Genomic DNA, 22186 nt, shown 5'->3' on the forward strand with positions numbered 1-22186 from the left:
TCCGGCTCCGGTAGTCAGGCGGCTTGTTTGACGGCGGCGGCTGTCACGGCTTCGGCGGATTTGCCGACGATTGTCTCGAACAGCACCGGGTCGGTCGCGCCTTCGCTGCCGAAGACCAGCACTCGGCTTGAGGCGTCGAGACCGAGTTCGGCCCGCGACTGCGCGTCGGCGGCGGCGCCAAGACAACCCGCGAGACCCGCCACGGCAGACTCGCCCGCCACCATCGGCGCGTCGCCGAAGCGGCCTTGCGCGAGGATGCGCATGGTCTCCAATGCCGACTCGTCATCGATGGTCAGAAAGGCGTGCGCACCGGGGCGCAGAATTTCCCAGGCGAGCAACGACACTTCGCCGCACGCCAGCCCGGCCATCACGGTATCGAGATCGCCATGGACGGCCACCGGCTTGCCGGCGCGTGCGCTCTCGAAGAGGCACGCCGCCTTTTCCGGCTCGACCACGATGAAGCGCGGACGCGATTCGCCGCGAGCCTCGAGCGTTTCCCAGAAATGCGCCAGCACGGCAGCCGCCAAGCCGCCCACGCCCCCTTGCAGGAAGACGTGCGTCGGCAGTTGTCCCGTTTCGTCGCGAAACTGACGCAACGCTTCGTCGGCCATCACGGCGTAGCCCTGCATCACGTCCTTGGGCACGTCCATGTAGCCGGGGTACGACGTATCGGACACCACGAAGCGGCCCAGACGCGCCGCATCTTCCGCCGCCTGACGCACGGCATCGTCATAGTTGCCCGCCGTGCGCACAACCTCGGCGCCGTAGTGCGCAATGGCGTCGACACGTCCTTGACTGACCGTCGCGTGAACATAGATCACGCACTGGCAACCGAAGCGTTGTGCCCCCCAGGCCACCGAGCGGCCGTGATTGCCATCGGTGGCGCAAGTGACGCACAGCGTGCGGGTCAGGTCGGCAAAGCGTCCCGACAACAGGTCTGCCACGGTGATGCCCGTCTCCCCGGTGCGCGCCTCGATCTCGCGGATCAGCAGGCGGCTCACGGCGTATGCGCCCCCCAGCGCCTTGAAGCTTCCCAGCCCGAACCGGCCGGCCTCGTCCTTGTATCGGATCTGTGCAACGCCTGCGGTACGTGCCAACCCGTCGAGCGCCACGAGCGGCGTCTCGGCGTAGCCGGGCCAGCGCGTGATTTCACGCGATGCCGTGGCAAACGCGTCGCCGCCCAGAATCGCGCGGCGCGCTTCGCCATAGCGTGCGCCGGGCTCGATGGCCGGGTTCACGAAGCGCTGCAGGCGCAGATTGGGAAGGGGGTGGGTCATACAATCTCCTCGTTTCTCTGGATGGATCTGTCGGTGAACTACCGGCTAACGGCGCAAGTCGCCGTAGTCGTCGTGCAGACGCTCGATGTGAGCGAGGCGCTCGCGCGCCGCGTCGCCCAGGGCGATGCCCAGACGCGTGCAAAAGTGGTTGATCAGGCTCATGACGGCGACATACGAATCGAACATGCCGGTCGTGCGATTCACACAGCGCAGCACGACGTCGCTGCGCGCCGGCAGTTCGGTCGCGGTCGGATCGGTCAGAATCACGACGTGCGCGCCCACGCGGTTGGCGTGCTCGACCATCGGACGCAGCAGCGTCACGCGGCGGCGGAAGTCCATCACGACGAGCATGTCGCCGGCGCCCATGTCGGCCAGGTCTTCCGCCAGGTTCAGACCCGCGCCCGGCACAAGCAACACGCCGTCGCGCACCTGAGTGAGCAATGCCCACATGTATTGCGCGAGCACCCGGCCGTTGCGGAACCCCGCGATGAAGACACGCCGCGCGCGTGCGCCGATTTCCACAGCTCGCTCGAGATCGGCTGCGTCAATACGCTCGAAGGTGTGTGCCAGATTCTGCAGATCGGTCGCCAGATGCGCGCCAAGCGCGCCTTCCGGGGCGTCGCCCTCGGCCTGCGGTGCCGCAATGCCCGCCAGGGCGAAGAGGGGCGAGCCGTGATCGGCGTCGTCGCGCATGCGGGTGCGCAGATCGTTGAACGTCTCATAGCCAAGACGCTTGAAAAAGCGTGCCGCCGATGCCTTCGACACCTCGGCCATCTCGGCCAGCTCGGTGGCGGAATACGAGGCCAACTGCGGCAAGTGGGCCAGGGTCACATCCGCCAGACGTTTCTCGCTGGGCGTGAAATCGTCTTGCAGTTGCAGAATCCGGTCTTGAAGCGTGCCGTTCATGGTGTTTTCCAATCGCCCGTCCGTTGCCGGCGGGCGCAAAGTTGCGGGTTCCAGCATGCTGCCACCGACCGCGCCGTTTGCATCGCGCGTTTCAACAGCATGGCATTTTTGGAACTTATATTTCAGTAAACTATGTAAACGAAAATAAAGTGTCAAAGAGAAAAAAAATAGTATTTCGCGGGCGATCGATCGTCCGCGGTGGGATTGGCATGGAGATGGATTGACGCAGTGGCGCATCAAGGAGGACCTGCCCCTGCAAAAATGGCTACGTCGATGGACCGGGCGAGCAGGAGTGATTCAAAGACGTGGGGGCGATCAGCGTCTGGAAGGTGAGCTGAGCAAAGGCAAACGTGCCAGCGCCGGCGGCAATGCCGCGGGCACTGGATGCGCGCCAACCGCGACATTCCCAAGAAAAAAGCGGTGCAACGGGATAACCCGTTGCACCGCCCAGGAACGGCAATCCGGCGCTGTCCCTACGATTTACTTTGCCGTCGGCATCGCAAACTCGGCGCCCTTTTCGGTGCTCTCCGGCCAGCGCTGCATGATCGACTTCTGCTTGGTGTAGAAGCGCACGCCTTCTTCGCCGTAGGCATGCATGTCGCCGAACAAGCTGCGCTTCCAGCCACCGAAGCCATGCCATGCCATCGGCACGGGAATGGGCACATTGATGCCGACCATACCCACTTCGATACGGCGGCCGAACTCACGCGCGACGTGGCCGTCTCGGGTATAGCACGCCACACCGTTGCCGAACTCGTGTGCGTTGATCAGATCGACCGCTTCGGTGAAGTCCTTCACGCGCACGCATGCGAGCACCGGGCCGAAGATCTCTTCTTTGTAGATGCGCATTTCCGGTGTGACATGATCGAACAACGTGCCGCCGGTGAAGAAGCCCGCTTCATGGCCCGGCACTTTCAGCCCGCGGCCGTCGACCACCAGCTTGGCGCCCTCTTCCACCCCCAGGGCAATATAGCTCTCGATACGCTCAAGCGATTGCCGGGTCACGATCGGCCCCATCTCGGCGTCCGGCTCCATGCCGTTCTTGATGACCAGCGTGCGGGCGCGCTCGGCCAGACGATCCATGATCTTGTCGGCAACGTCGCCGACCAGCACCGCCACCGAAATGGCCATGCAGCGCTCGCCCGCCGAACCGTAGCCCGCGCCGACCAGCGCGTCGATGGCCTGATCGAGATCCGCGTCGGGCATCACGACCATGTGGTTCTTCGCGCCGCCCAGTGCCTGCACGCGCTTGCCGTGCTTCGCGCCGGTCTCGTAGATGTAGTTCGCAATCGGGGTCGAGCCGACGAAGCTGACCGCCTTGACGTCCGGATGCGTGAGCAACGCGTCGACAACCACCTTGTCGCCCTGCACCACGTTGAAAATGCCGTCCGGCAGGCCCGCTTGCTTGAGCAGATCGGCCATGAACAGCGACGCCGACGGATCGCGCTCGCTCGGCTTCAGGACGAAGGCGTTGCCCGCGGCGATGGCCACCGGGAACATCCAGCACGGGACCATGCACGGGAAGTTGAAGGGCGTAATGCCGGCAACAACGCCAAGCGCCTGACGCGTCGTCCAGTTATCGATACCGGTCGACACCTGCTCGGTGTAGTCGCCCTTGAGCAACTGCGGAATGCCACAGGCGAATTCGATCACGTCGATACCGCGGGAGACTTCGCCCTGCGCGTCCGAAAACACCTTGCCGTGCTCGGCGGTGATGATCGCGGCGAGTTCGTCGCGATGCTTGTTCATCAATTCGAGGAACTTCAGCATGACGCGAGCACGGCGAATGGGCGGTGTGTCGCTCCATGCCGGGAACGCCGCCTTGGCGCTGGCCACGGCCGCATCGACGTCAGACGTCTCCCCCAGCACCAATCGACGCGCGCTGGCACCCGTCGCCGGGTTGAAAACCGGCTGAGTCCGCTCGCTGTTCCCCTTCACGCGTTGGCCCTGGATGTAATGAACCACGTCGGCGGTATCGTTGAACGCTTGCATTTCGACTCCTCATGAATGGATGAACGATGCCAGCAGTGTATGAATCGCCGGGGGCGACGCATAGGCGGTATCATTGAATTCATTGTTTACATTGACGAACAATCGATCGATGGATCCGGAAAAAATTGAAGGCCTCTGGACGCACCTTCACTGGCTGACGGTGCTCGCCGAACAGGGCAGCTTTACCGCCGCCGCAGCCCGTCTGGGCGTGAGCAAAGCGGCGATGAGTCAGCGCATTGCGGAACTGGAGCGCGCGGCAGGGGTGTCGCTTGTGCAGCGCACCACGCGCAGTGTTCGTTTTACGGAGGCGGGACAACAACTCGTCGACGACACGCGAGGTCAGTACGAACACATCGCGACCAGCTTTTCGAACGTGAGGGATCAGGCCGGCGTGGCGAGAGGATTGATTCGCGTCACGATACCGGTGGCGCTCGGGCGGCAGCAAGTGATTCCGAGACTGTCGCAATTCCTGCGCGCGCACCCCGAGGTTCGCGTGCAGCTCGACCTGTCGGACAGACTGAGTTCGATCGCCACGGAGGGCTTCGATCTCGCCATCCGGCACAGCACGAACGCACCCGAGACGCATGTGGCCTGGAAGCTATGCGACACGCGTTCGCTCATCGTCGCCACGCGCGCGTATCTGAAGCGTCGTGGCACGCCCGCTTCGCCCTGGGATCTGACGGCGCACGATTGTCTCTCCTATCCGCGAGCGCAATCGGCGAACACCTGGTCGTTTGAACCGAATACGAACCGCAAATCGGCCGCGAGCCCTGTCACGGTAAATATCAGTGGCCCGGTGGCGGCGAACAACAGCGAAGCACTGCGCGATGCCGCGCTGGACGATCTGGGAATCGCACTGCTGCCCGATTTCACGGCACAGGCCGCCGTTCGCGCCGGCAAACTGGTCGTGCTGTTGCCCGAATGGCGTCCGGTCGGCGCATTCGCCGAGCGAATCTACGTGGTGCGCCCCTATGCCTCCCATGTGCCACGCGCCGTCAAACTTTTCGTCGATTATCTGCGCGGCGCGTTTACCGACGGATTTCCCTGCTAGCCATCACGATACGGCGCGACGCAGGCGTTAGCGGCGCCGAACGATTCGAGGGAGCCTTCGGTGGCATACTGACGGCTAAGTTCGGCGTCCATCCACCTATCCAGTCAAGCCCAGCAAGATTAGGGTGTCCCCATGAATCTCACCCCTCACGATCTCGAGCAAATCAGTACCGGGACGTTGCAGCACTACAATGCCAATGCCGACGACTTCCGGGAAGGCACGCGCGATCACGACGTCACGCAGAACATTGCGGCGCTGTTGCGTCATATCGACGTAGCGCCGCCTTTCACGATCCTCGATTTTGGGTGTGGCCCCGGCAGAGATCTCAAGGCATTCACAGCACTGGGGCATCACGCAATCGGTCTCGATGGCGCCGAACGCTTCGTTGCGATGGCGCGCAACGACACCGGTTGCGAGGTCTGGCAGCAGGACTTTCTGCACCTCGATTTACCGGGCGCACGCTTTGACGGCATTTTCGCCAACGCCGTCCTGTTTCATATCCCGAGTCAGGATCTGCCGCGTGTGCTGCAGCAATTGCATGCAGCGCTCAAGCCAGGCGGGGTGCTATTCAGTTCCAACCCGCGCGGCACAAATCAGGAAGGCTGGCATCACGGCCGCTACGGCACGTTCCATGATCTGGCGTCGTGGCGTCGATATATGACGACTGCCGGCTTCGTCGAACTCGAACACTATTACCGCCCCGACGGCTTGCCGCGGGAGCAGCAGCCCTGGCTCGCGAGCGTGTGGCGCAAACCGGCCGTCTGAACCGCCGGCGGGTTTCGTCGCCACGCCCCCCCCCCGAACAAGTGACCGGTCGACACGATACCGGGCACCTTGGAGATTTGCATGGCTACTCACGACACGCTGCATCCGCTACGTCCGTTCCTGAAAAACTGGGTTTGGGAGCATGGCCGAATCGGCACTCGCTATCTGGACTGCGTCGATGGCGAAATCAAGTTCGACGAAGGCAAGAAGTCGCACTTTGCGGCGGAAGATTATGTGTACGTGCCCCTGGGCGAGAACGCTGTCGACGATCCGTCCGTGGATGGCCCCGCGATTCAGGAAGCGGGGCTTGCCCGTTTTCTGAAAGCCGCGCAGTTGGGCAAGCCGGAGGAAGCGGGATCGGTCGCCGAGGTTCAGCGGGCTGTTGCCGATTGCCTGGAACTAGGACTGTTCAGCGCTTATCAGGGCGCCGCCCGCGAGGCCCTTGCCCGCTACGCACAAGAGCCGATGTTCGAGGATGAAATCCGCGCGGCGGTTGTGGACGATATCCGGCGCGTCTATGTGGGCATGCGCGCGCAACTGGCGCTGTACGATTTCAGTGTGCTCTACGGCCTGCCCGCACCGTTGCTCATTGGCGATGCGCCCTTCATCGATTGGCGCGCCCTCCCTAGCCCGGCACTTCCCCTCGTATCGCTTCCGCTCGGCCCGCACTCCCTGCTCGTGGGCACACCCTCGGGCAGAAAAAGCCGAATCGGTCCTGTGGTCTGGAAGGCGGCTGCCGCAATGGGCCCGCTGAAGGATCACAACCGCCATATCGCGGAACAGGCGCGTTTGTGGCTGGTCGCCACTACCGATGACCAACTCGTTGCCGTACAAAGCCGCTTCGCCGTGGCGCAAAACGGCAAAGCAGCGGATGCGAAGCCCTGACTGGCATCGCGGACATCGGTTTTGCGATGACGCCCGGTTACGTGATCGCTGACACCGATGGTCAGGCGCTGCCGGACCATGACGGGACGTGAGGCTGCGAACGTCCGCTACGGCGCGTCTTGCCTTGGCGTGGCCCGAAGCGACGAGGTCGTGTTTATCCGGATCACGGCGAACATCACTCGCACTACGCGCGATGCAGTTGCCAGCCGCGCCAACGCTCGCTCTGCCCGATATCGAACGTCTCGCCGAACTCATGCGCGGGCATCGGCACACCAAAGAGATAGCCTTGCCCTTCGTCGCACCCGAGCTGACGCAGGTTATCGCGCTGCTGCAATGTCTCGACGCCCTCGGCAACCGATCGCAAATCGAAGCTGCGCGTCATGTCCACCAGCGCACGCACGACAGACGCGTCGCGTGCCGACTCCATCATTCCCTGCACAAACGAACGGTCGATCTTGATGCGGCTCAGCGGATACCGCCTGAGCAGGCTGATCGATGCATAGCCGGTGCCAAAATCGTCGAACGCGATCCCGACGCCGTAGTCGCGCAACCGTTGTAGCGCGTCGAGAACAACGTCGTCGTCGAGCACGATGCTTTCGGTCACTTCAAGCTCAAGCGCCTCGGGCGGCAAGCCGTGCCGTTCAAGCACCGCGATCACCTCGTCCACAATGCTGCCGATACGGAACTGCAAGCCGAACAGGTTGACGCCGATGCGAAACGCCGGTGCGCCGTTGCGACGCCAGAACGCCGCTTGGCCGCAGGACTCATCAAGTACCCAGGCGCCCACGGTCGCCGCCAGCGGCCCACGTTCGAGCGCGGGCAGAAATGCCGCCGGAGACAACAGTCCGCGTTGCGGATGCCGCCAGCGAATCAACGCCTCTGCGCCCGTCAGCGAGCCATCCGTGAAATCCACCTGCGGCTGGTAGAACATCACGAACTCCCCGTCGCTGACGGCGCGATGCAGCTCGATGTTGTACACACGACGCGTCACCGCCTCCATGCGCAATGCATCGACAAATGCGAACGCCTGACCTGGCCCGTGATGCTTGGCCTGCGACAGTGCGAGATCGGCGTCGCTGATGAGGCTCAGCGCTTCCTGGGCATGCTGCGGCGTGACCGCGATGCCGGCGCATGCGGTCACGCGCACATCGAAGCCATCAATGACCATCGGCTCGGCGATGGCTGCCGCTGCGATGTCGGCGAGGCGGCGAGCGTCCACAGTATTCGTCACGCCCGGCAGCAGCAACGCAAATTCGTCGGCACCAATGCGGGCGATCGTATCGCCAGGCCCCGCGAGTGCTCCGAGGCGTCGGGCGACTTCGCAAAGAATGCCATCGCCGACGACGTGCCCAAGCGTGTCGTTGACATCCTTGAAGCCGTCGAGATCGAGGATCACGACGGCACCGCCCGTCAAATTGACCGAAGCGACTTCTGCGTTCCGGTAAAAGCGTGCGCGATTCGCCACGCCCGTGAGCGGATCGGTATTGGCAAGCCGTTTCAGCGTGTCCTTTTCGATGTTCAGCCCGCTCAGATCGTGCGCATGTGCGCTGAACGTCAATGCGCCGTTTTCGCGCCAGCAAAACAGCGAGAGGCTCAACAGAAATTCCGTACCGTCTTTGCGTTGCCCATACACCTCGGACGGCATGGTCACGCCGTCGACGGAACCGATCGACACAGCTTGCGCGATCTGATCGCGTAGCGCAGACCGGCCGCGCTCAGGGACGAGCGTCTCCATCTCCCTGCCCGGCCCCTCGGCGACTTCGTACCCATAGAGCATGGCGGCCGCGAGATTCCAGTCGAGGATCTTGCCGAACTCGTCGAAGCGAATCATCGCGGTCGGCGAACGACGCTCAGGTTCTGCAAACGTTCGCCGGTCGCGCTCGACGAACAGCTCGACGCGGCGCAGCTCCAGGCGGTCCGATGCCATCCTCGCCAGTTCGAGCAGGCGTTCGCGGTCAACGTCGGAGAAGTTGTGGTTTGGCTTGTTGTCGATCACGCACAGCGCGCCGAGCGCATGTCCTCCCGCGGACAGGAGGGGCACGCCGGCATAGAAGCGCACCTGGCTGTCGCCCGTGACGAGCGGGTTATCGTGAAAGCGCTCATCGCAAGCCGCGTCAGGCACGACCATCACGCGATCCTGCAGGATCGCGTGGGCGCAGAACGACGCATCGCGGCTCATATCCACATCACCGCTGGCGAAACCGGTAGCGGCGGCGAAGAATACGTGATCGTCCCCGACCATGTTGACCGCAGCAACCGGCACGTCGAACATGTGGGCTGCGATTCGTACCACGGTATCAAGACTCGGCAGCGGCCGGTCACTGCCCAGCCCGTATTCGGCCAACGCTGCCAGTCGTTCGGTTTCCATCGGCATTACAGGGGGGCACTTCATCAGTGATCTCCTCGCCTGAAAGCGGTTTATGGACAAACTTCGAGAAGCAAATACCTTGTGATTCGATGCGGGAACGGTTTGATGTAGCGCTTTCGGTATGTCATTGAAAAATCGCCCCGCCTGATTCTCCATGCACGGTGTGAATACGGCCGGGATCAACGTCCCGCCCGGTCCGTATTGCCTGTCCGATTTTGCGGATTATAAGCGGAAGATGGTGTTTTTTGCTTTCTGACGATTCGTCATACGAACCATATGGATAGGCGCGCGAATTCAACAAGGAATTCATCGCATTCGCCATTGATTCATACCAACGTTTGAAACACTTTTTTAGTTGTACGTTTCAGGACAAACAAGGACGACAGGGGTATCGGCCGGCAATCCGGGATACATCGGCGCGGAGGCTCGTCCAACCGTGCGTCTCCCGGCGTCATGCCATATCGTTGGCGGGAAGCCTTTCCAAAGGCCGCCTGACCGGTGAAGCCGCCTTCGTAAGCGATGGCCCCTCACCGCCATCGCGCCGTCTGCTCTGCCCGGCAAGTCGCGAATCTGTATCTGTTATCGCCTTGCCGCCGCGCCTAGAATAGCGTCGCTCCCTCCAACGACCTAAGCTCAACATGCTCAGCATTCTCGGCAGACCGACATCCATCAACGTGCGCAAGGTGTTGTGGCTTAGCCACGAACTCGATGAGCCTTTCGTCAATGAACCCTGGGGAGACGGCGATGCATCGCGCAAGCTCGACACCCCGGCGTTCGTCGCCTTCAATCCGAACAAGATGGTGCCGGTGATCGACGACGACGGCTTCGTCCTGTGGGAATCCAACAGCATCCTGCGTTACCTCGCCGCCACGCGCGAACGCGCCGATCTTTACCCGATTGCGCCGCGTGAGCGCGCGCGGGTCGATCAGTGGATCGACTGGCAAGCCTCGGACCTGAACCCGGCATGGGTGTACCCGTTCAAGGCGCTCGTTCGCCAGGCCCCCGGCTACGACGACGACGGCATGATTGCCGCTGGCGTGGCGCGATGGAGCGAACTCATGCGAGTGCTCGATCAGCAATTGCAGTCCACACAGGCGTTCGTCTGCGGCGACCGGTTCACGCTCGCTGACATCCCCATCGGTCTGGCCGTGCATCGCTGGTTCGCCACGCCCATCGGGCATCCCCCGCTCGACGCGGTCGCGGCCTATTACGAACGGCTGTCGTCCAACGAAGGCTTTCGTCGCTATGGCCGCAACGGAACGCCCTGACGGAACCTGCGGCGGGCTCTGCTTTTAGCCCGCCGCCAACGTCTCGCGCAACACCTCGGCCAGCGCAATGATGCCCGCCTCGATATGCTCGAGCCGTATCGAGGAGAAGCCGAGCCGGAACATGTTGCGTGGCGGCGCATCGCCCATGAAGAACACGTCGCCCGGCTCGATCAGAATGCCGCGCGACTTCGCCCGCGCCGCCAGCACATTCGCGTTCAGCGTCTGCGGCCCCCGCACCCAGCAAGACGCCCCGCCCTTCACCTGCACGAACGACACCTCCGGCATATGCGTGGCGAGCGCCGCGCTCAGCACTTCGGCGCGATGGGCGTAGGTGTCCGCCAGCCGGCGCAGCAACGCGTCGTGGTGGCCCAGCGCGAGGAACATCGAGAACGAGCGCTGAATGAACGCCGAAGGATGTCGAATCATCAGACGCCGCAGCGCACGCAACTCGGCCACCAACGCCGCAGGCGCGACGATGTATCCCAGCCGTAAGCCGGGCGCAAACGATTTGGACAAACTTCCGATATAGATCACCCGGTCGCTGCGATCCAGGCTCTTGAGCGCCGGGATCGGGATGTCCGAATAGCTGTTCTCACTCTCGTAATCGTCTTCGATGAGCACGAAGTCCTCGGCTTCCGCGCGACGCAGCAACGCTTCGCGATGGGCGAGCGGCATCGTGGTGGTCGTCGGGCACTGATGCGAGGGCGTGACGTACACGTAGTCGCATTGCGACAGCCGGTCGTCGACGGGCACCCCATATTCGTTGACAGGCAGGCCGACCAGCTTTGGCGTTCGTATCGCGAAGATGTTGCGCGCATCCGGATAGCCGGGATCTTCGATCCCCACCGTCGTGCGCGCCCCGACGAGCAAATCCGCCAGCAGATAGAGCGCCTGTTGCGCGCCGTTGGTGAGTACGATCTCGTCGGCGTCGGCCCACACGCCACGTCGTGGCAGCACGCGAGTGCGAATCTGCTGAATGAGCGTCTCGTCGTCGCGGGCGATCATGTCCGGTGCCCAGTCACGAATCTCCATGACGGTGAGCGCCTTATGACAGCACTCGCGCCAGTCGGCCGTCGGGAACATCGTCGGATCGAACTGTCCGTAGATGAACGGGTACTGGTACTGCTGCCAGTCGATGGGCTTCACGATGTTGCGCTGCCCCGACGGACGCACCACATAGCGGCCTTCCCAGTCGGGGGTCGACGGGGCTAGTGGCGCGATGGTGCCAGCCGCCGGCGCCGGTGCGGCCTGCGCGGGCGCGCTCTGCGACCCGACGCGCGGTGCGAGGATGTCGCCGTTGACAAAGTATCCGCGCCGCTCGCGGGCGATCAGATATCCCTCGTCGACCAGTTGCTGATAGGCCAGCACCACGGTGTTGCGCGCCACGCCAAGCCCTTCGGCCAACTCGCGCGACGACGGCACGGCAGCACCGCGCATCAGCCGCTCGTCCAGAATCGCCGACACCAGCATCTGGCGAATCTGGCTCTGCAGCCCCATGCCAGCGCGCGCCGACATCAGAAACAACTGGTTCCACATCGCCGCAGAAATCCGGCTCGACATCGCGCCCTCTCTTCGTGTCACTTCCAGAACGTCAATTATTACTCATGAGAAGGTGACGTTAATTCCGAATTGGGGTTTATCCGCAGTCGCGCTGAATCCGGTCGAATTCCAGCATCCATGCGGCTTACGAGCCGATCTCTCGCCATCTGGACCAGTTGGCATCATCAAATGCGGCCAACTGGCTCTAACGAACAAAAATACGGACAGCAATGATGCAGTCACTTGACGCCGATTCGTCACCACCGTTGCGTCAACCGAGTGTTCCACCGATAACTTCCCGATCAGAGGTGAACCATGAATGGACTTCCGAACCGGCTGCGACGGGTGTTCGCTACCACCGCGCTGGCCGCCGCCGCGCTACCCGCCGCCCTCACGCTCGGACTGACGCAGCCGGCCACGGCACAGGCTCAGGAAAAAGAGGTGACGATTGCGTACCAGCAGATCGTCGATCCTTGGCTGGTCGCGATTGCCGGCGGCGAGTTCGAGAAAGCCACCGGTTACAAGATTCACTGGCGTCAGTTCGAATCCGGCGCCAAGGTCGCCACGGCCCTGGCTTCGGGTGACATCAAGATCGGCGTGCTCGGCTCCAGCCCCATGGCGGCGGCCGTCTCGCAAGGGCTGGACTTGCAACTGTTCTGGATTCTCGACGACATCAACCAGGCCGAAGCGATGGTGGTGCGCAACGCATCGAACATCAAGACGCCCGGCGACCTGAAGGGCAAGAAGATCGGCGTGCCTTTCGTCTCGACCACGCACTACCACACGATGTTTGCGCTGCAACAGTGGAACATCAAGCCGAACGAGGTGACGGTGCTCAACATGCAGCCGAACCAGATCGTGGCGGCATGGGAGCGCGGCGACATCGATGCGGCCTATGTGTGGGACCCGGCGCTCGCGCAAATCAAGCAAAGCGGCCATGTACTGATCACGTCCGGCGAACTGTCGAAGCAGGGCAAACCGACGTTTGACGGTATCGCCGTCGACCGCAAATGGGGCGAGGCCAACGCCGACTTCATGGCGAAGTTCGTCAAGGTGATTGCCGACGCGGACGCCGCGTATCGCCAGAATCAGGCCGCATGGTCCGCCGGTTCGCCGCAGGTCAAAGCGATTGTGAAAACGATCGGCGGCAAGCCGGAAGACGTTCCCGGCGCGCTCTCGCTCTACGCCTATCCGTCGGCGCAGCAACAGGCCTCCGGCGATTGGCTGGGCGGCGGCAGGGACAGCCGCGCAGCCAAGGCCCTCAAGGACACGGCCGAGTTCCTCAAGAGCCAGCAGAAGATCAACGCCGTCAAGACCGACTACGCACCCTATGTCACGTCGCGCTACGTCGACGCCGCACTCAAACTGAAGTAAGCCGTGCCGGGGCGGCCACGCCGGATCTCGCCGGTGCGACCGCCCCTCCCCGATCGCTGGATCGACAGGAGAAGGGCTTCATGGAACAACTCATCGTCAACGACGTCAGCGTCGTCTATCCCGGCCGGCGTCCCGGCGAGCAGGTGCAGGCGCTCGCTCACGTCGATCTGAGCATCGCCCCCGGCGATTTCGTGGTGGCGCTGGGCGCCTCGGGTTGCGGCAAGACCACGCTGCTCAGTCTGATGGCCGGCTTCATCGCGCCCACTTCCGGCGAATTGCTACTGGGCGACGCCCCCATCGAAGGCCCCGGCGCCGACCGTGGCGTGGTGTTCCAGAAGCATGCGCTGCTGCCGTGGCTCAACGTGATGGAGAACACCGAATTCGGGTTGAAGCTGCAAGGCATCCCCAAGACGGAACGGCGCGCCCGCGCGGCACGCAATCTCGCGCTCGTCGGCCTGCAGGATTTTCACAACCACATGATCTACCAGCTCTCGGGCGGCATGCAGCAGCGGGTGGGCATTGCGCGCGCGCTCACCTGCAACCCGTCGATGTTGCTCATGGACGAGCCGATGGCCGCCCTGGATGCACTCACGCGGGAGACCATTCAGGAACTGCTGCTCGACGTATGGCGCGAGACCGGCAAGATGATTTTCTTCATCACCCATAGCGTAGAAGAAGCGCTGTTTCTCGCGAGCCGCCTGATCGTGATGTCACCGCGTCCCGGCCGTATCACGCACACCTACGAACTCGACTTCAATCAGCGCTATCTCGAATGCCGCGATGCGCGCGCCATCAAGTCGAGCCCCGATTTCATCGCCATGCGAGAGACCGTGCTCAGCATCATCTATGGTGACGAACGTGCAGGCCAGACGGCGACGTCCGGCACCAGCGCGGTCGCCGCCTGATCGACGCAGGAGACGTTGCCATCATGATGACCAAACCCGTCACCACTCCCCACGCACCATCCGCCAGCGCGGCGCCCGGCAGCGGCGCGCAACGCCCCGCCATGCCGCCGAGTACGCCCAGTACGTCCCGCACACCGCGTCGGCGCGGCTGGTTCGCCCGCATGTTCGCGCCACGCCCCGTCAAGGCAGGAGAATCGTTCGGTGCCCCTGGCCAGGGTCCCAGTCTCGCAATCAGCATCGTGACCGTGATCGTGCTGTTGCTGCTGTGGGTTGCCATTACCTCGTCGGGCATGATCAAGCCGCTGTTCCTGCCGGGACCGCGCGCCATTGTCGAGAAATTCACGCAGGTCATGACCGAGGGCTTCGCAGGCTCGACGCTGTGGCAACACACGCTCGCGAGTCTGTATCGCGTGTTCGGGGCCTTCGCACTGGCGTGCGTCACGGCCATCCCGGTCGGCATTCTGATGGGGGTGTCGCGCGTGGCGCGCGGCGTGTTCGATCCACCCATCGAGTTCTACCGTCCTCTGCCCCCGCTGGCCTATTTGCCGCTCGTCATCATCTGGTTCGGCATCGGCGAGTTCTCGAAAGTGTTCCTGATTTATCTGGCGATCTTCGCCCCGCTCGCCATCGCCGCGCGCGCGGGTGTGCGCTCGGTCTCGATGGAACAGATTCACGCGGCGTATTCGATGGGCGCCTCGCCGCGCCAGATCGTCATGCACGTGATCGTGAAGTCGGCGCTGCCGGAGATCTTCACCGGCATGCGTATCGGCATCGGGGTGGGCTGGACTACGCTGGTCGCCGCCGAAATGGTCGCGGCATCGAGCGGGCTCGGTTTCATGGTGCTCAACGCGGCGGAGTTCCTCGCGTCGGACATCGTGATTATGGGGATCATCGTGATCGGCTTCTTCGCCTTCGGCTTCGATCTGATCATGCGCTATCTGGAGCGTGTGCTCGTGCCCTGGAAAGGCAAGGTCTGACAAGGCAGGCCCAGCAGGTCCGTTGGTCAAAGAAAAATGACGCAGGGCGGCTCCCCCGCCGCACCTGCCGTCAAACAAGGCATTCAGGAGGTTGTGTGGCAGTCGAGACATTGCAGAGCGGGCGTCTTGCCCGCGAGCGGCATTTTGTTGCTGTTGTCGCTGTAGTCCTTCCCCCCCGGTTCGTTCTTTCTCCCCGTTCCCCTCGTCTCTCCCCTAACGCCGTGCCGATTGCGTGCCATCTCACGGGAGGTCTTCATGGCCAATCGTGACAGCGGCGCGCATCTGCAATCGAGCCTCAAACAACGGCACATGAGCATGATTGCGCTGGGTGGCGTGATCGGCGCCGGACTCTTCGTCGGCAGCGGCGTAGTCGTGCACGCCGCTGGCCCGGCGGCAGTGCTGTCGTTCCTCATCACCGGTGCGCTCGTGGTGCTCGTCATGCGCATGCTCGGCGAGATGGCGTGCGCGCTGCCCGCCGTCGGATCGTTCTATGAGTACGCGCGGCTCGCGTGGAACGACAAACCGGTCGGCGGTGAGCTAGCCGGCTTTCTGACGGGCTGGATGTACTGGTACTTCTGGGTCATCGTGGTCGCGGTGGAAGCCGTGGCGGGCGCCAACCTGATTCAGTTCTGGCTGCCGGGCATTCCCGCGTGGGCCATCAGCCTCGCGTTGCTTGTCGTGCTCACACTAACCAATCTGGTGTCGGTAGCGTCGTATGGCGAGTTCGAATTCTGGTTTGCGTCGATCAAGGTCGCGGCCATCGTCGTGTTCCTGTTCCTCGGTGCACTCTTCGTGTCCGGTCTGTGGCCGGGCGCGGTGGCAAGTACCGGCAATCTGCTCTCGCATGGCGGCTTCATGCCCAACGGCATCGGCCCCGTGATGGCCGGCGCCGTCGCGGCCACCGGCTTTTACTTCGGGGCGGAGATCGTAACGATTGCCGCCGCCGAAGCCGCCGAGCCTCAGCAAGCCGTGGCGCGCGCGACCAATTCCGTCATCGGACGGGTGCTGTTCTTCTACATCGGCTCGATCTTGCTGGTGGTGATGCTCGTGCCCTGGAACTCGGCCGGGATGGCAACACCCTATGTGAGCGCGCTCGAAGCCATGCGCATCCCGGCGGCCGCGCACATCATGAATGCGGTCGTGCTTACAGCGGTGCTGTCGGCGCTCAACTCGGGCCTGTACGCCTCGTCGCGCATGCTCTTCGCACTCACGCGCCGTGGCGATGCGCCACGCTCGCTTGCCAGGCTCAACGCGCGAGGCGTGCCGGTTCGTGCGATTCTCGTCGGTACGGTGTTCGGTTATGTCGCCGTGGTGATGTCCTACGTCTCGCCCGACACGGTGTTTGCCTTCCTCGTGAACTCTTACGGCACGGTGGCGATCTTCGTGTACGTGCTGATTGCTTTCTCGCAACTGAAGTTGCGCAAACGGCTGGAACGCGATGCGCCGGGCAAGCTCAAAGTTCGGATGTGGGGGTATCCGTACCTCACCTGGGTCGCGATTACCGGCATGTTGTCCATTGTCACAGCAATGGCCTTCATTCCGGACCAGCGCACACCGCTCGCGCTGGGTATCGCCAGCCTGACGGTGCTGCTCGTGGCCTTCACCGTGCGTTCGATCTGGCGCAAACTGCGCTCGCCCGATCCGGGCTTCGAAATCTGACAAAAGCGTCCGGAAAATGGCCGGCGGCAGACACTCTGCCGCCGGCCATTTTCTTTTGGGGCATTTGGCACCACCCGCCATAAAAATGTGGTGCCAGCGAGCCGTGCCGAACGGCGCGAAAACGCTGCGGCGGTGCCGCTTTTCGCTGGCACCATCACAAAGCGGCGGTGGTACTAATCCCCGGAAAATGTTCTTGGCAGTATGGGCTCATTTCCGTCAGGAGCCTAACGTGGGTACGATTGAATCCTTCGCGCTGGATCGTCGCTCCGAAGCTGCACCATACGATCCGCTTTACGACCCGTTGGTCTCGCCCGGCCCCGGCCTGGGCATGGACTACGCACCAACCTATTGGGTCGCAACGGCCGGCGAACCTCCCGGAGACGACGGCCCGCTGCCCGGCGATGCCGATGTCGACGTGGTCATTGTCGGGGCCGGTTTCACCGGTCTGTCCACCGCGCTTTTCCTCGCGCGCGAACACGGCATCCGCGCCATGGTGCTCGAAGCAAACCGCACCTGCTGGGGCTGCACCAGCCGCAACGGCGGGCAGGGGCAGAACGCGAGCGGACGACTCTATCGCTCGCAATGGATTGCGCGCTGGGGCAAAGACACCGCGCTGCGGCTGGACGCCGAAATCCGCGAAGGCTTCAACACGTTCAAGTCGCTCGTGGCCGAAGTGCCCGAGTGCGACCCGCAACCGGGTGGCCATCTCTACATCGCCCACCGCGATCGCAAGATGGAATTCCTGCGCAACGAAGCCAAGGTCATGCACGACGTGTTCGGCTACGACACACGCATCCTCTCGCGTGCCGAGGTCAGCGAGCAGTACGTCGACGATCAGGAAAACTGCGGTGCCTTGCATGAACCCGACGGCATCGGTGTACACCCGCTCAAGCTCGCTTTCGGCTATTTGCGCATGGCGCGCGCGCTCGGCGCGCGCGTGCATCCGTCCACCCCGGTCCTGAGTGTCGAGACGATCAACGGCGTGCATCACGTGCGCACACCGCGCGGTGTCGTGCGCGCCAGGGCCGTCGCCTTCGCGACAGGCGGCTACACGCGCAACGACGTGACCAAGGCCCTGCGCGCGAAGATCATGCCGATCCTGTCGAACTCGCTCGTCACGCGCGTGCTCACGCCCGACGAAATCGCGGCGACGAATTTCCGCACCCATGAGGTCATCACCGATACGCGCACGCTGCGCTACTACTACCGTCTGCTGCCGGATAACCGCTTGCAGATCGGCAGCCGTAGCTCGATCACCGGCGCGGATGCGAAAAATCCGAAACACATGGCGGTGCTCGTCGAAGGACTGCATCGCAAATTTCCGGCACTGCGGGGCATTCATATCGACTACTCGTGGTGGGGCTGGGTCGACGTGAGCCACGACATGATGCCGCGCGTCACCCAACCCGATCCGCGCCAGAACCTCTTCTACGCCGTGGGCTACGGTGGCAACGGCGTGTCGTTCTCCGCACACGCAGGACGCCGCCTCGCCCAACGTATCGCCGGTCAGCGCGACCCGTCGTGGGATTTGCCGATCTACGACTCGGCGCTGCAATACCCGAACGTGTTCGGCGCCGTGCAGTGGCAAGGTTTCGCGCCGTTCCGCCGCATCGGCCAGCGCTTTCTCTATCAGCGGTATCACGCGCAAGACGAAGCGCGTTGATCCGTCCACAACCTCATTTATTTTGGACTCCGCAATGACGACTCAGAACGAATCTGCCGACATCCAGTTGCTCAAGACCTTCAACGATGCCTGGAATCACCATGACATCGACACCCTCATGGCCTGCATGACGGACACCTGTGTGTTTCACGCCGTGGCCGGCCCCGACATGCTGGGCCGCACCTTCGAAGGACACGACGCCGTGCGCGCTGCGTTTGCGTCCGCGTGGGAGAACTTCCCCGATGCGTCGTGGACCGAGGGCGTGCACTTCGTCACCGGGAATCGCGGCGTGTCCGAATCGACATTCCGCGGCACGAAGGCCGACGGCAGTCGCGTCGAGGCGCGCATGGTCGACGTCTTCACCCTGCGCGACGGCAAGATCGACGTGAAGAACGCCTTCCGTAAAGACCGCCCCGCGTTCTGACGCGCATTCGTCACCTTCGCAGTGCCCATGGCATGGTCACAATCGATTTCGTTTTTCAATACAAAACGTACCAAATAATAAAAATACAGATTGACCATGGCAAACATATCACCTAGATTTCCACTTACACAATGAAATCGGAATTATTTGTTCCGTTTATTTTTCACCGGAGACACCCATGAATGCCAAATATCCAGCGACGGCCCCCCAGCAACCGGCGGCCGCCGGCGACGGCCCGCAGGCCATGACGCCGTCTGAAGCCTTCGTCGAAACGATGGTCGCCAATGGCGTGAGCGAGATGTTCGGCATCATGGGCTCGGCCTTCATGGACGCGATGGACATCTTTGCGCCGGCCGGCATTCGCCTGATCCCGGTGGTGCACGAGCAAGGCGCCGGTCACATGGCCGACGGTTACGCTCGCGTGTCGGGCCGTCACGGTGTCGTGATCGGCCAGAACGGCCCCGGCATCAGCAATTGCGTGACGGCCATTGCCGCCGCCTACTGGGCCCATAGCCCGGTCGTCATCGTCACGCCGGAGGCCGGCACGATGGGCATCGGTCTCGGTGGCTTCCAGGAAGCGAAGCAATTGCCGATGTTCCAGGAGTTCACGAAGTATCAGGGTCACGTGACGCACCCGGCCCGCATGGCCGAATTCACCGGCCGTTGCTTCGATCGCGCAATGGCCGAAATGGGCCCGACGCAGCTCAACATCCCGCGCGACTACTTCTACGGTCAGATCAAGACCGAGATTCCGCGCCCGCAACGTCTCGACCGTGGCGCAGGCGGTGACGAACGCCTCAACGAAGCGGCCGAACTGCTCGCCCAAGCCAGATTCCCGGTCATCATCTCGGGGGGCGGCGTGGTCATGGCCGACGCCATCGAGGCGTGCAAGGCGCTCGCCGAACGTCTGGGTGCACCGGTGGTAAACAGCTATCTGCACAACGACTCGTTCCCGGCCAACCACCCGCTGTGGTGCGGCCCGCTCGGCTATCAAGGCTCGAAGGCCGCGATGAAGCTGCTCGCTCAGGCCGACGTGGTCGTCGCACTCGGCTCGCGTCTCGGACCGTTCGGCACGCTGCCGCAACACGGTCTGGACTACTGGCCGAAGCACGCCAAGATCATCCAGATCGATGCCGATCACAAGATGCTCGGCCTCGTGAAGAAGATCTCGGTCGGTATCTGCGGCGACGCGAAGGCGGCTGCCGTGGCACTGTCGCAGCGTCTGGCCGAACGCACGCTCGTGTGCGATGCCACGCGCGCCGCCCGCGCCGACCAGATCGCTACCGAAAAGGCGGCGTGGGAGAAGGAACTCGACGAATGGACGCACGAGCGCGATCCGTACAGCCTCGACATGATCGAAGAACAAAAGCGCGAGCGCACTTTCAACGGCGGTGAGTATCTGCATCCGCGTCAGGTGTTGCGCGAGTTGGAGAAGGCCATGCCGGAAGACGTCATGGTCTCGACCGACATCGGCAACATCAACTCGGTGGCCAACAGCTATCTGCGCTTCAACAAGCCGCGCAGCTTCTTCGCGGCCATGAGCTGGGGCAACTGCGGCTACGCGTTCCCGACGATCATCGGCGCCAAGGTCGCCGCGCCGCACCGGCCGGCGATCTCGTATGCGGGCGATGGGGCGTGGGGCATGAGCCTGATGGAAACGCTCACCTGCGTGCGTCACAACATTCCCGTCACGGCCGTGGTCTTCCATAACCGACAGTGGGGCGCCGAGAAGAAGAATCAGGTGGACTTCTACAACCGGCGCTTCGTGGCAGGCGAACTCGAGAGCCCGAGCTTTGCCAACATCGCGCGGGCGATGGGTGCCGAGGGCATCGTGGTCGATCGTCTGGAAGACGTAGGCCCGGCACTCAAGAAAGCCATCGATCTGCAGATGAATCACGGCAAGACGACGATCATCGAAATCATGTGTACCCGCGAGCTGGGCGATCCGTTCCGCCGCGACGCGCTGTCGAAGCCCGTGCGCATGCTCGACAAGTACAAGGACTACGTCTGACGCGGTTGAGGTCATTCGTGTGACAGCGCTCCCGGCTCTGTGGGTGCCGGGGGCGCTTTTTATTTTCTCGACATCATGAAAGCCATCAATCGCATCATCGATACCGCGCGCCGCGCACCGATGCGCATCGTGCTGTGCGAATCGGAAGACGAGCGGATGCTCACCGCCACCGCCCGCGCCACACGCGAGGGTATCGCACGCATCGTACTCGTCGGCGATATCGGCAAGACCCGGCGCGCGGCCGAGGCGGCACACATCGATCTGGCCGGCATGGAGCTGATCGATCCTGCGACGTCGGCGATGACGGACGCGTTCGCGCAAACGTGGCACGACATGCGCGCAAACAAGGGAATGACGCGCGCGCGCGCCACCGAGGAGATGCGCTCGCCGCTGGGTTTCGCCAACATGATGGTGCGACTCGGCCACGCCGACGGCGCCGTTGCCGGCGCCGTGAACACGACCGCCGATGTGGTGCGCATGGCCATACAGATCATTGGCGTGCAACCGTCGTTTCAACTCGTATCGAGCTTCTTTCTGATGATGCTCTGCGAGCCGTTCCACACGATGAAGGGCGGTCTGATCTTTTCCGACTGCGCCCTTGTCGTCGATCCCGATGCTGCCCAGCTCGCGCAAATCGCCCTTGCCGCGGCCGACAGTGCCAGCGCCCTGCTCATGGAGCCGCCGCGCGTCGCCATGCTGTCGTTTTCGACGAGCGGCAGCGCGAAACATGCGGCCGTGGACAAAGTCGTGGAAGCGACGCGTCTCGTCAAGGAGGCCCGGCCGGCGTTGGCCATCGACGGCGACGTCCAGCTCGATGCTGCCATCGTCTCCGAAATCGCTCAGCGCAAGGTTGCGCACTCGCAAGTCGAGGGGCATGCCAACACGCTCATCTTCCCCAATCTCGACGCCGGCAATATCGGCTACAAGCTGGCCGAACGCATCGGCGGCGCAAAGGCAATCGGCCCCTTGCTGCAAGGGCTGAACCGTCCGGCAAACGACCTGTCGCGCGGTTGCAGCGCCGACGACATCTACTACGTGATCGGCGTGACCTGCGTGCAAGCGCAGGCTGCCCGCGCGAAACTCACCGGAACGTCGCCGCTCGCCACCCGGCGGTGATGCGTC

Annotated in this window: 17 protein-coding genes; 12 read left to right on the forward strand and 5 right to left on the reverse strand. The window is 63.2% G+C overall.

The window, feature by feature from the left end; translation table 11 throughout:
• Positions 1–14: 14 nt before the first annotated feature.
• From PCO31110_RS01170 to PCO31110_RS01180, 3 genes are all read right to left on the reverse strand, one after another.
• On the reverse strand, positions 15–1277 hold the full coding sequence (locus PCO31110_RS01170) for a diaminopropionate ammonia-lyase (protein WP_150689437.1): 1263 nt from the start codon (positions 1275–1277) through the stop codon (positions 15–17).
• 45 nt (positions 1278–1322) lie between these two features.
• Entirely contained in the window at positions 1323–2183 is an 861-nt protein-coding gene (locus PCO31110_RS01175; protein ID WP_010805029.1) for a MurR/RpiR family transcriptional regulator, read from the reverse strand.
• Between the two features lie 480 nt (positions 2184–2663).
• The gene (locus tag PCO31110_RS01180) at positions 2664–4175 is read right to left on the reverse strand and encodes a CoA-acylating methylmalonate-semialdehyde dehydrogenase (protein ID WP_010805027.1); all 1512 of its coding nucleotides are present in this window, start codon (positions 4173–4175) and stop codon (positions 2664–2666) included.
• Positions 4176–4284: 109 nt separating this feature from the next.
• Between PCO31110_RS01180 and PCO31110_RS01185 the strand changes: the two genes are divergently transcribed.
• From PCO31110_RS01185 to PCO31110_RS01195, 3 genes are all read left to right on the forward strand, one after another.
• Complete coding sequence (locus tag PCO31110_RS01185) at positions 4285–5226, forward strand: LysR family transcriptional regulator (RefSeq protein WP_010805026.1); 942 nt, start codon at positions 4285–4287, stop codon at positions 5224–5226.
• Positions 5227–5358: 132 nt separating this feature from the next.
• Complete coding sequence (locus PCO31110_RS01190; protein WP_150689438.1) at positions 5359–5991, forward strand: class I SAM-dependent methyltransferase; 633 nt, start codon at positions 5359–5361, stop codon at positions 5989–5991.
• 81 nt (positions 5992–6072) lie between these two features.
• Positions 6073–6876, forward strand: coding sequence for a hypothetical protein (locus PCO31110_RS01195; protein ID WP_010805024.1), 804 nt, complete (start codon positions 6073–6075; stop codon positions 6874–6876).
• Between the two features lie 184 nt (positions 6877–7060).
• Here the strand turns inward: PCO31110_RS01195 and PCO31110_RS01205 are convergent, their stop codons facing one another.
• Positions 7061–9268 (reverse strand): putative bifunctional diguanylate cyclase/phosphodiesterase, encoded by a 2208-nt coding sequence (locus PCO31110_RS01205; protein ID WP_150689439.1) that lies wholly within the window; start codon positions 9266–9268, stop codon positions 7061–7063.
• Between the two features lie 614 nt (positions 9269–9882).
• Here PCO31110_RS01205 and PCO31110_RS01210 point away from each other — a divergent pair.
• Complete coding sequence (locus PCO31110_RS01210) at positions 9883–10512, forward strand: glutathione S-transferase family protein (RefSeq protein ID WP_010805022.1); 630 nt, start codon at positions 9883–9885, stop codon at positions 10510–10512.
• A gap of 24 nt (positions 10513–10536) precedes the next feature.
• On the opposite strand, the gene pdxR is transcribed toward PCO31110_RS01210, so the two are convergent.
• Positions 10537–12072: a MocR-like pyridoxine biosynthesis transcription factor PdxR gene (gene pdxR / locus PCO31110_RS01215; protein WP_150689440.1), complete on the reverse strand. Its 1536-nt coding sequence runs from the start codon at positions 12070–12072 to the stop codon at positions 10537–10539.
• A gap of 294 nt (positions 12073–12366) precedes the next feature.
• On the opposite strand from pdxR, the gene tauA reads away from it, so the two are divergent.
• From tauA to pta, 8 genes are all read left to right on the forward strand, one after another.
• Entirely contained in the window at positions 12367–13425 is a 1059-nt protein-coding gene (gene tauA, locus PCO31110_RS01220) for a taurine ABC transporter substrate-binding protein (protein WP_150689441.1), read from the forward strand.
• A gap of 80 nt (positions 13426–13505) precedes the next feature.
• Positions 13506–14330 carry a taurine ABC transporter ATP-binding protein gene (locus PCO31110_RS01225; protein WP_010805019.1) on the forward strand — a complete coding sequence of 275 codons (825 nt, stop codon included), beginning with the start codon at positions 13506–13508 and terminating at the stop codon, positions 14328–14330.
• Between the two features lie 101 nt (positions 14331–14431).
• Entirely contained in the window at positions 14432–15307 is an 876-nt protein-coding gene (locus PCO31110_RS01230; RefSeq protein ID WP_051126428.1) for an ABC transporter permease subunit, read from the forward strand.
• Positions 15308–15562: 255 nt separating this feature from the next.
• Positions 15563–16966: an amino acid permease gene (locus tag PCO31110_RS01235; RefSeq protein ID WP_010805017.1), complete on the forward strand. Its 1404-nt coding sequence runs from the start codon at positions 15563–15565 to the stop codon at positions 16964–16966.
• Positions 16967–17195: 229 nt separating this feature from the next.
• Entirely contained in the window at positions 17196–18629 is a 1434-nt protein-coding gene (locus tag PCO31110_RS01240; RefSeq protein ID WP_174979263.1) for an NAD(P)/FAD-dependent oxidoreductase, read from the forward strand.
• A gap of 34 nt (positions 18630–18663) precedes the next feature.
• On the forward strand, positions 18664–19053 hold the full coding sequence (locus PCO31110_RS01245; protein ID WP_150689442.1) for a nuclear transport factor 2 family protein: 390 nt from the start codon (positions 18664–18666) through the stop codon (positions 19051–19053).
• A 178-nt stretch (positions 19054–19231) separates the two neighbouring features.
• Positions 19232–21064 (forward strand): sulfoacetaldehyde acetyltransferase, encoded by a 1833-nt coding sequence (xsc, locus tag PCO31110_RS01250; protein WP_174979265.1) that lies wholly within the window; start codon positions 19232–19234, stop codon positions 21062–21064.
• 75 nt (positions 21065–21139) lie between these two features.
• Entirely contained in the window at positions 21140–22180 is a 1041-nt protein-coding gene (gene pta, locus PCO31110_RS01255) for a phosphate acetyltransferase (RefSeq protein WP_150689443.1), read from the forward strand.
• Positions 22181–22186 lie beyond the last annotated feature (6 nt).

The sequence above is a fragment of the Pandoraea communis genome, from assembly GCF_902459745.1.
Taxonomy (GTDB): Bacteria; Pseudomonadota; Gammaproteobacteria; order Burkholderiales; family Burkholderiaceae; genus Pandoraea; species Pandoraea communis.

What these genes read in the sequence shown, in the direction of transcription:
- tauA (WP_150689441.1), top strand. Translation starts at nt 12,367, where the DNA reads ATGAATGGACTTCCGAACCGGCTGCGACGGGTGTTCGCTACCACCGCG.
- PCO31110_RS01170 (WP_150689437.1), bottom strand. Translation starts at nt 1,277, where the DNA reads ATGACCCACCCCCTTCCCAATCTGCGCCTGCAGCGCTTCGTGAACCCG.
- PCO31110_RS01185 (WP_010805026.1), top strand. Translation starts at nt 4,285, where the DNA reads ATGGATCCGGAAAAAATTGAAGGCCTCTGGACGCACCTTCACTGGCTG.
- PCO31110_RS01190 (WP_150689438.1), top strand. Translation starts at nt 5,359, where the DNA reads ATGAATCTCACCCCTCACGATCTCGAGCAAATCAGTACCGGGACGTTG.
- PCO31110_RS01195 (WP_010805024.1), top strand. Translation starts at nt 6,073, where the DNA reads ATGGCTACTCACGACACGCTGCATCCGCTACGTCCGTTCCTGAAAAAC.
- PCO31110_RS01225 (WP_010805019.1), top strand. Translation starts at nt 13,506, where the DNA reads ATGGAACAACTCATCGTCAACGACGTCAGCGTCGTCTATCCCGGCCGG.
- pta (WP_150689443.1), top strand. Translation starts at nt 21,140, where the DNA reads ATGAAAGCCATCAATCGCATCATCGATACCGCGCGCCGCGCACCGATG.
- PCO31110_RS01245 (WP_150689442.1), top strand. Translation starts at nt 18,664, where the DNA reads ATGACGACTCAGAACGAATCTGCCGACATCCAGTTGCTCAAGACCTTC.
- PCO31110_RS01235 (WP_010805017.1), top strand. Translation starts at nt 15,563, where the DNA reads ATGGCCAATCGTGACAGCGGCGCGCATCTGCAATCGAGCCTCAAACAA.
- PCO31110_RS01230 (WP_051126428.1), top strand. Translation starts at nt 14,432, where the DNA reads ATGCCGCCGAGTACGCCCAGTACGTCCCGCACACCGCGTCGGCGCGGC.
- xsc (WP_174979265.1), top strand. Translation starts at nt 19,232, where the DNA reads ATGAATGCCAAATATCCAGCGACGGCCCCCCAGCAACCGGCGGCCGCC.
- PCO31110_RS01180 (WP_010805027.1), bottom strand. Translation starts at nt 4,175, where the DNA reads ATGCAAGCGTTCAACGATACCGCCGACGTGGTTCATTACATCCAGGGC.
- PCO31110_RS01210 (WP_010805022.1), top strand. Translation starts at nt 9,883, where the DNA reads ATGCTCAGCATTCTCGGCAGACCGACATCCATCAACGTGCGCAAGGTG.
- pdxR (WP_150689440.1), bottom strand. Translation starts at nt 12,072, where the DNA reads ATGTCGAGCCGGATTTCTGCGGCGATGTGGAACCAGTTGTTTCTGATG.
- PCO31110_RS01205 (WP_150689439.1), bottom strand. Translation starts at nt 9,268, where the DNA reads ATGAAGTGCCCCCCTGTAATGCCGATGGAAACCGAACGACTGGCAGCG.
- PCO31110_RS01175 (WP_010805029.1), bottom strand. Translation starts at nt 2,183, where the DNA reads ATGAACGGCACGCTTCAAGACCGGATTCTGCAACTGCAAGACGATTTC.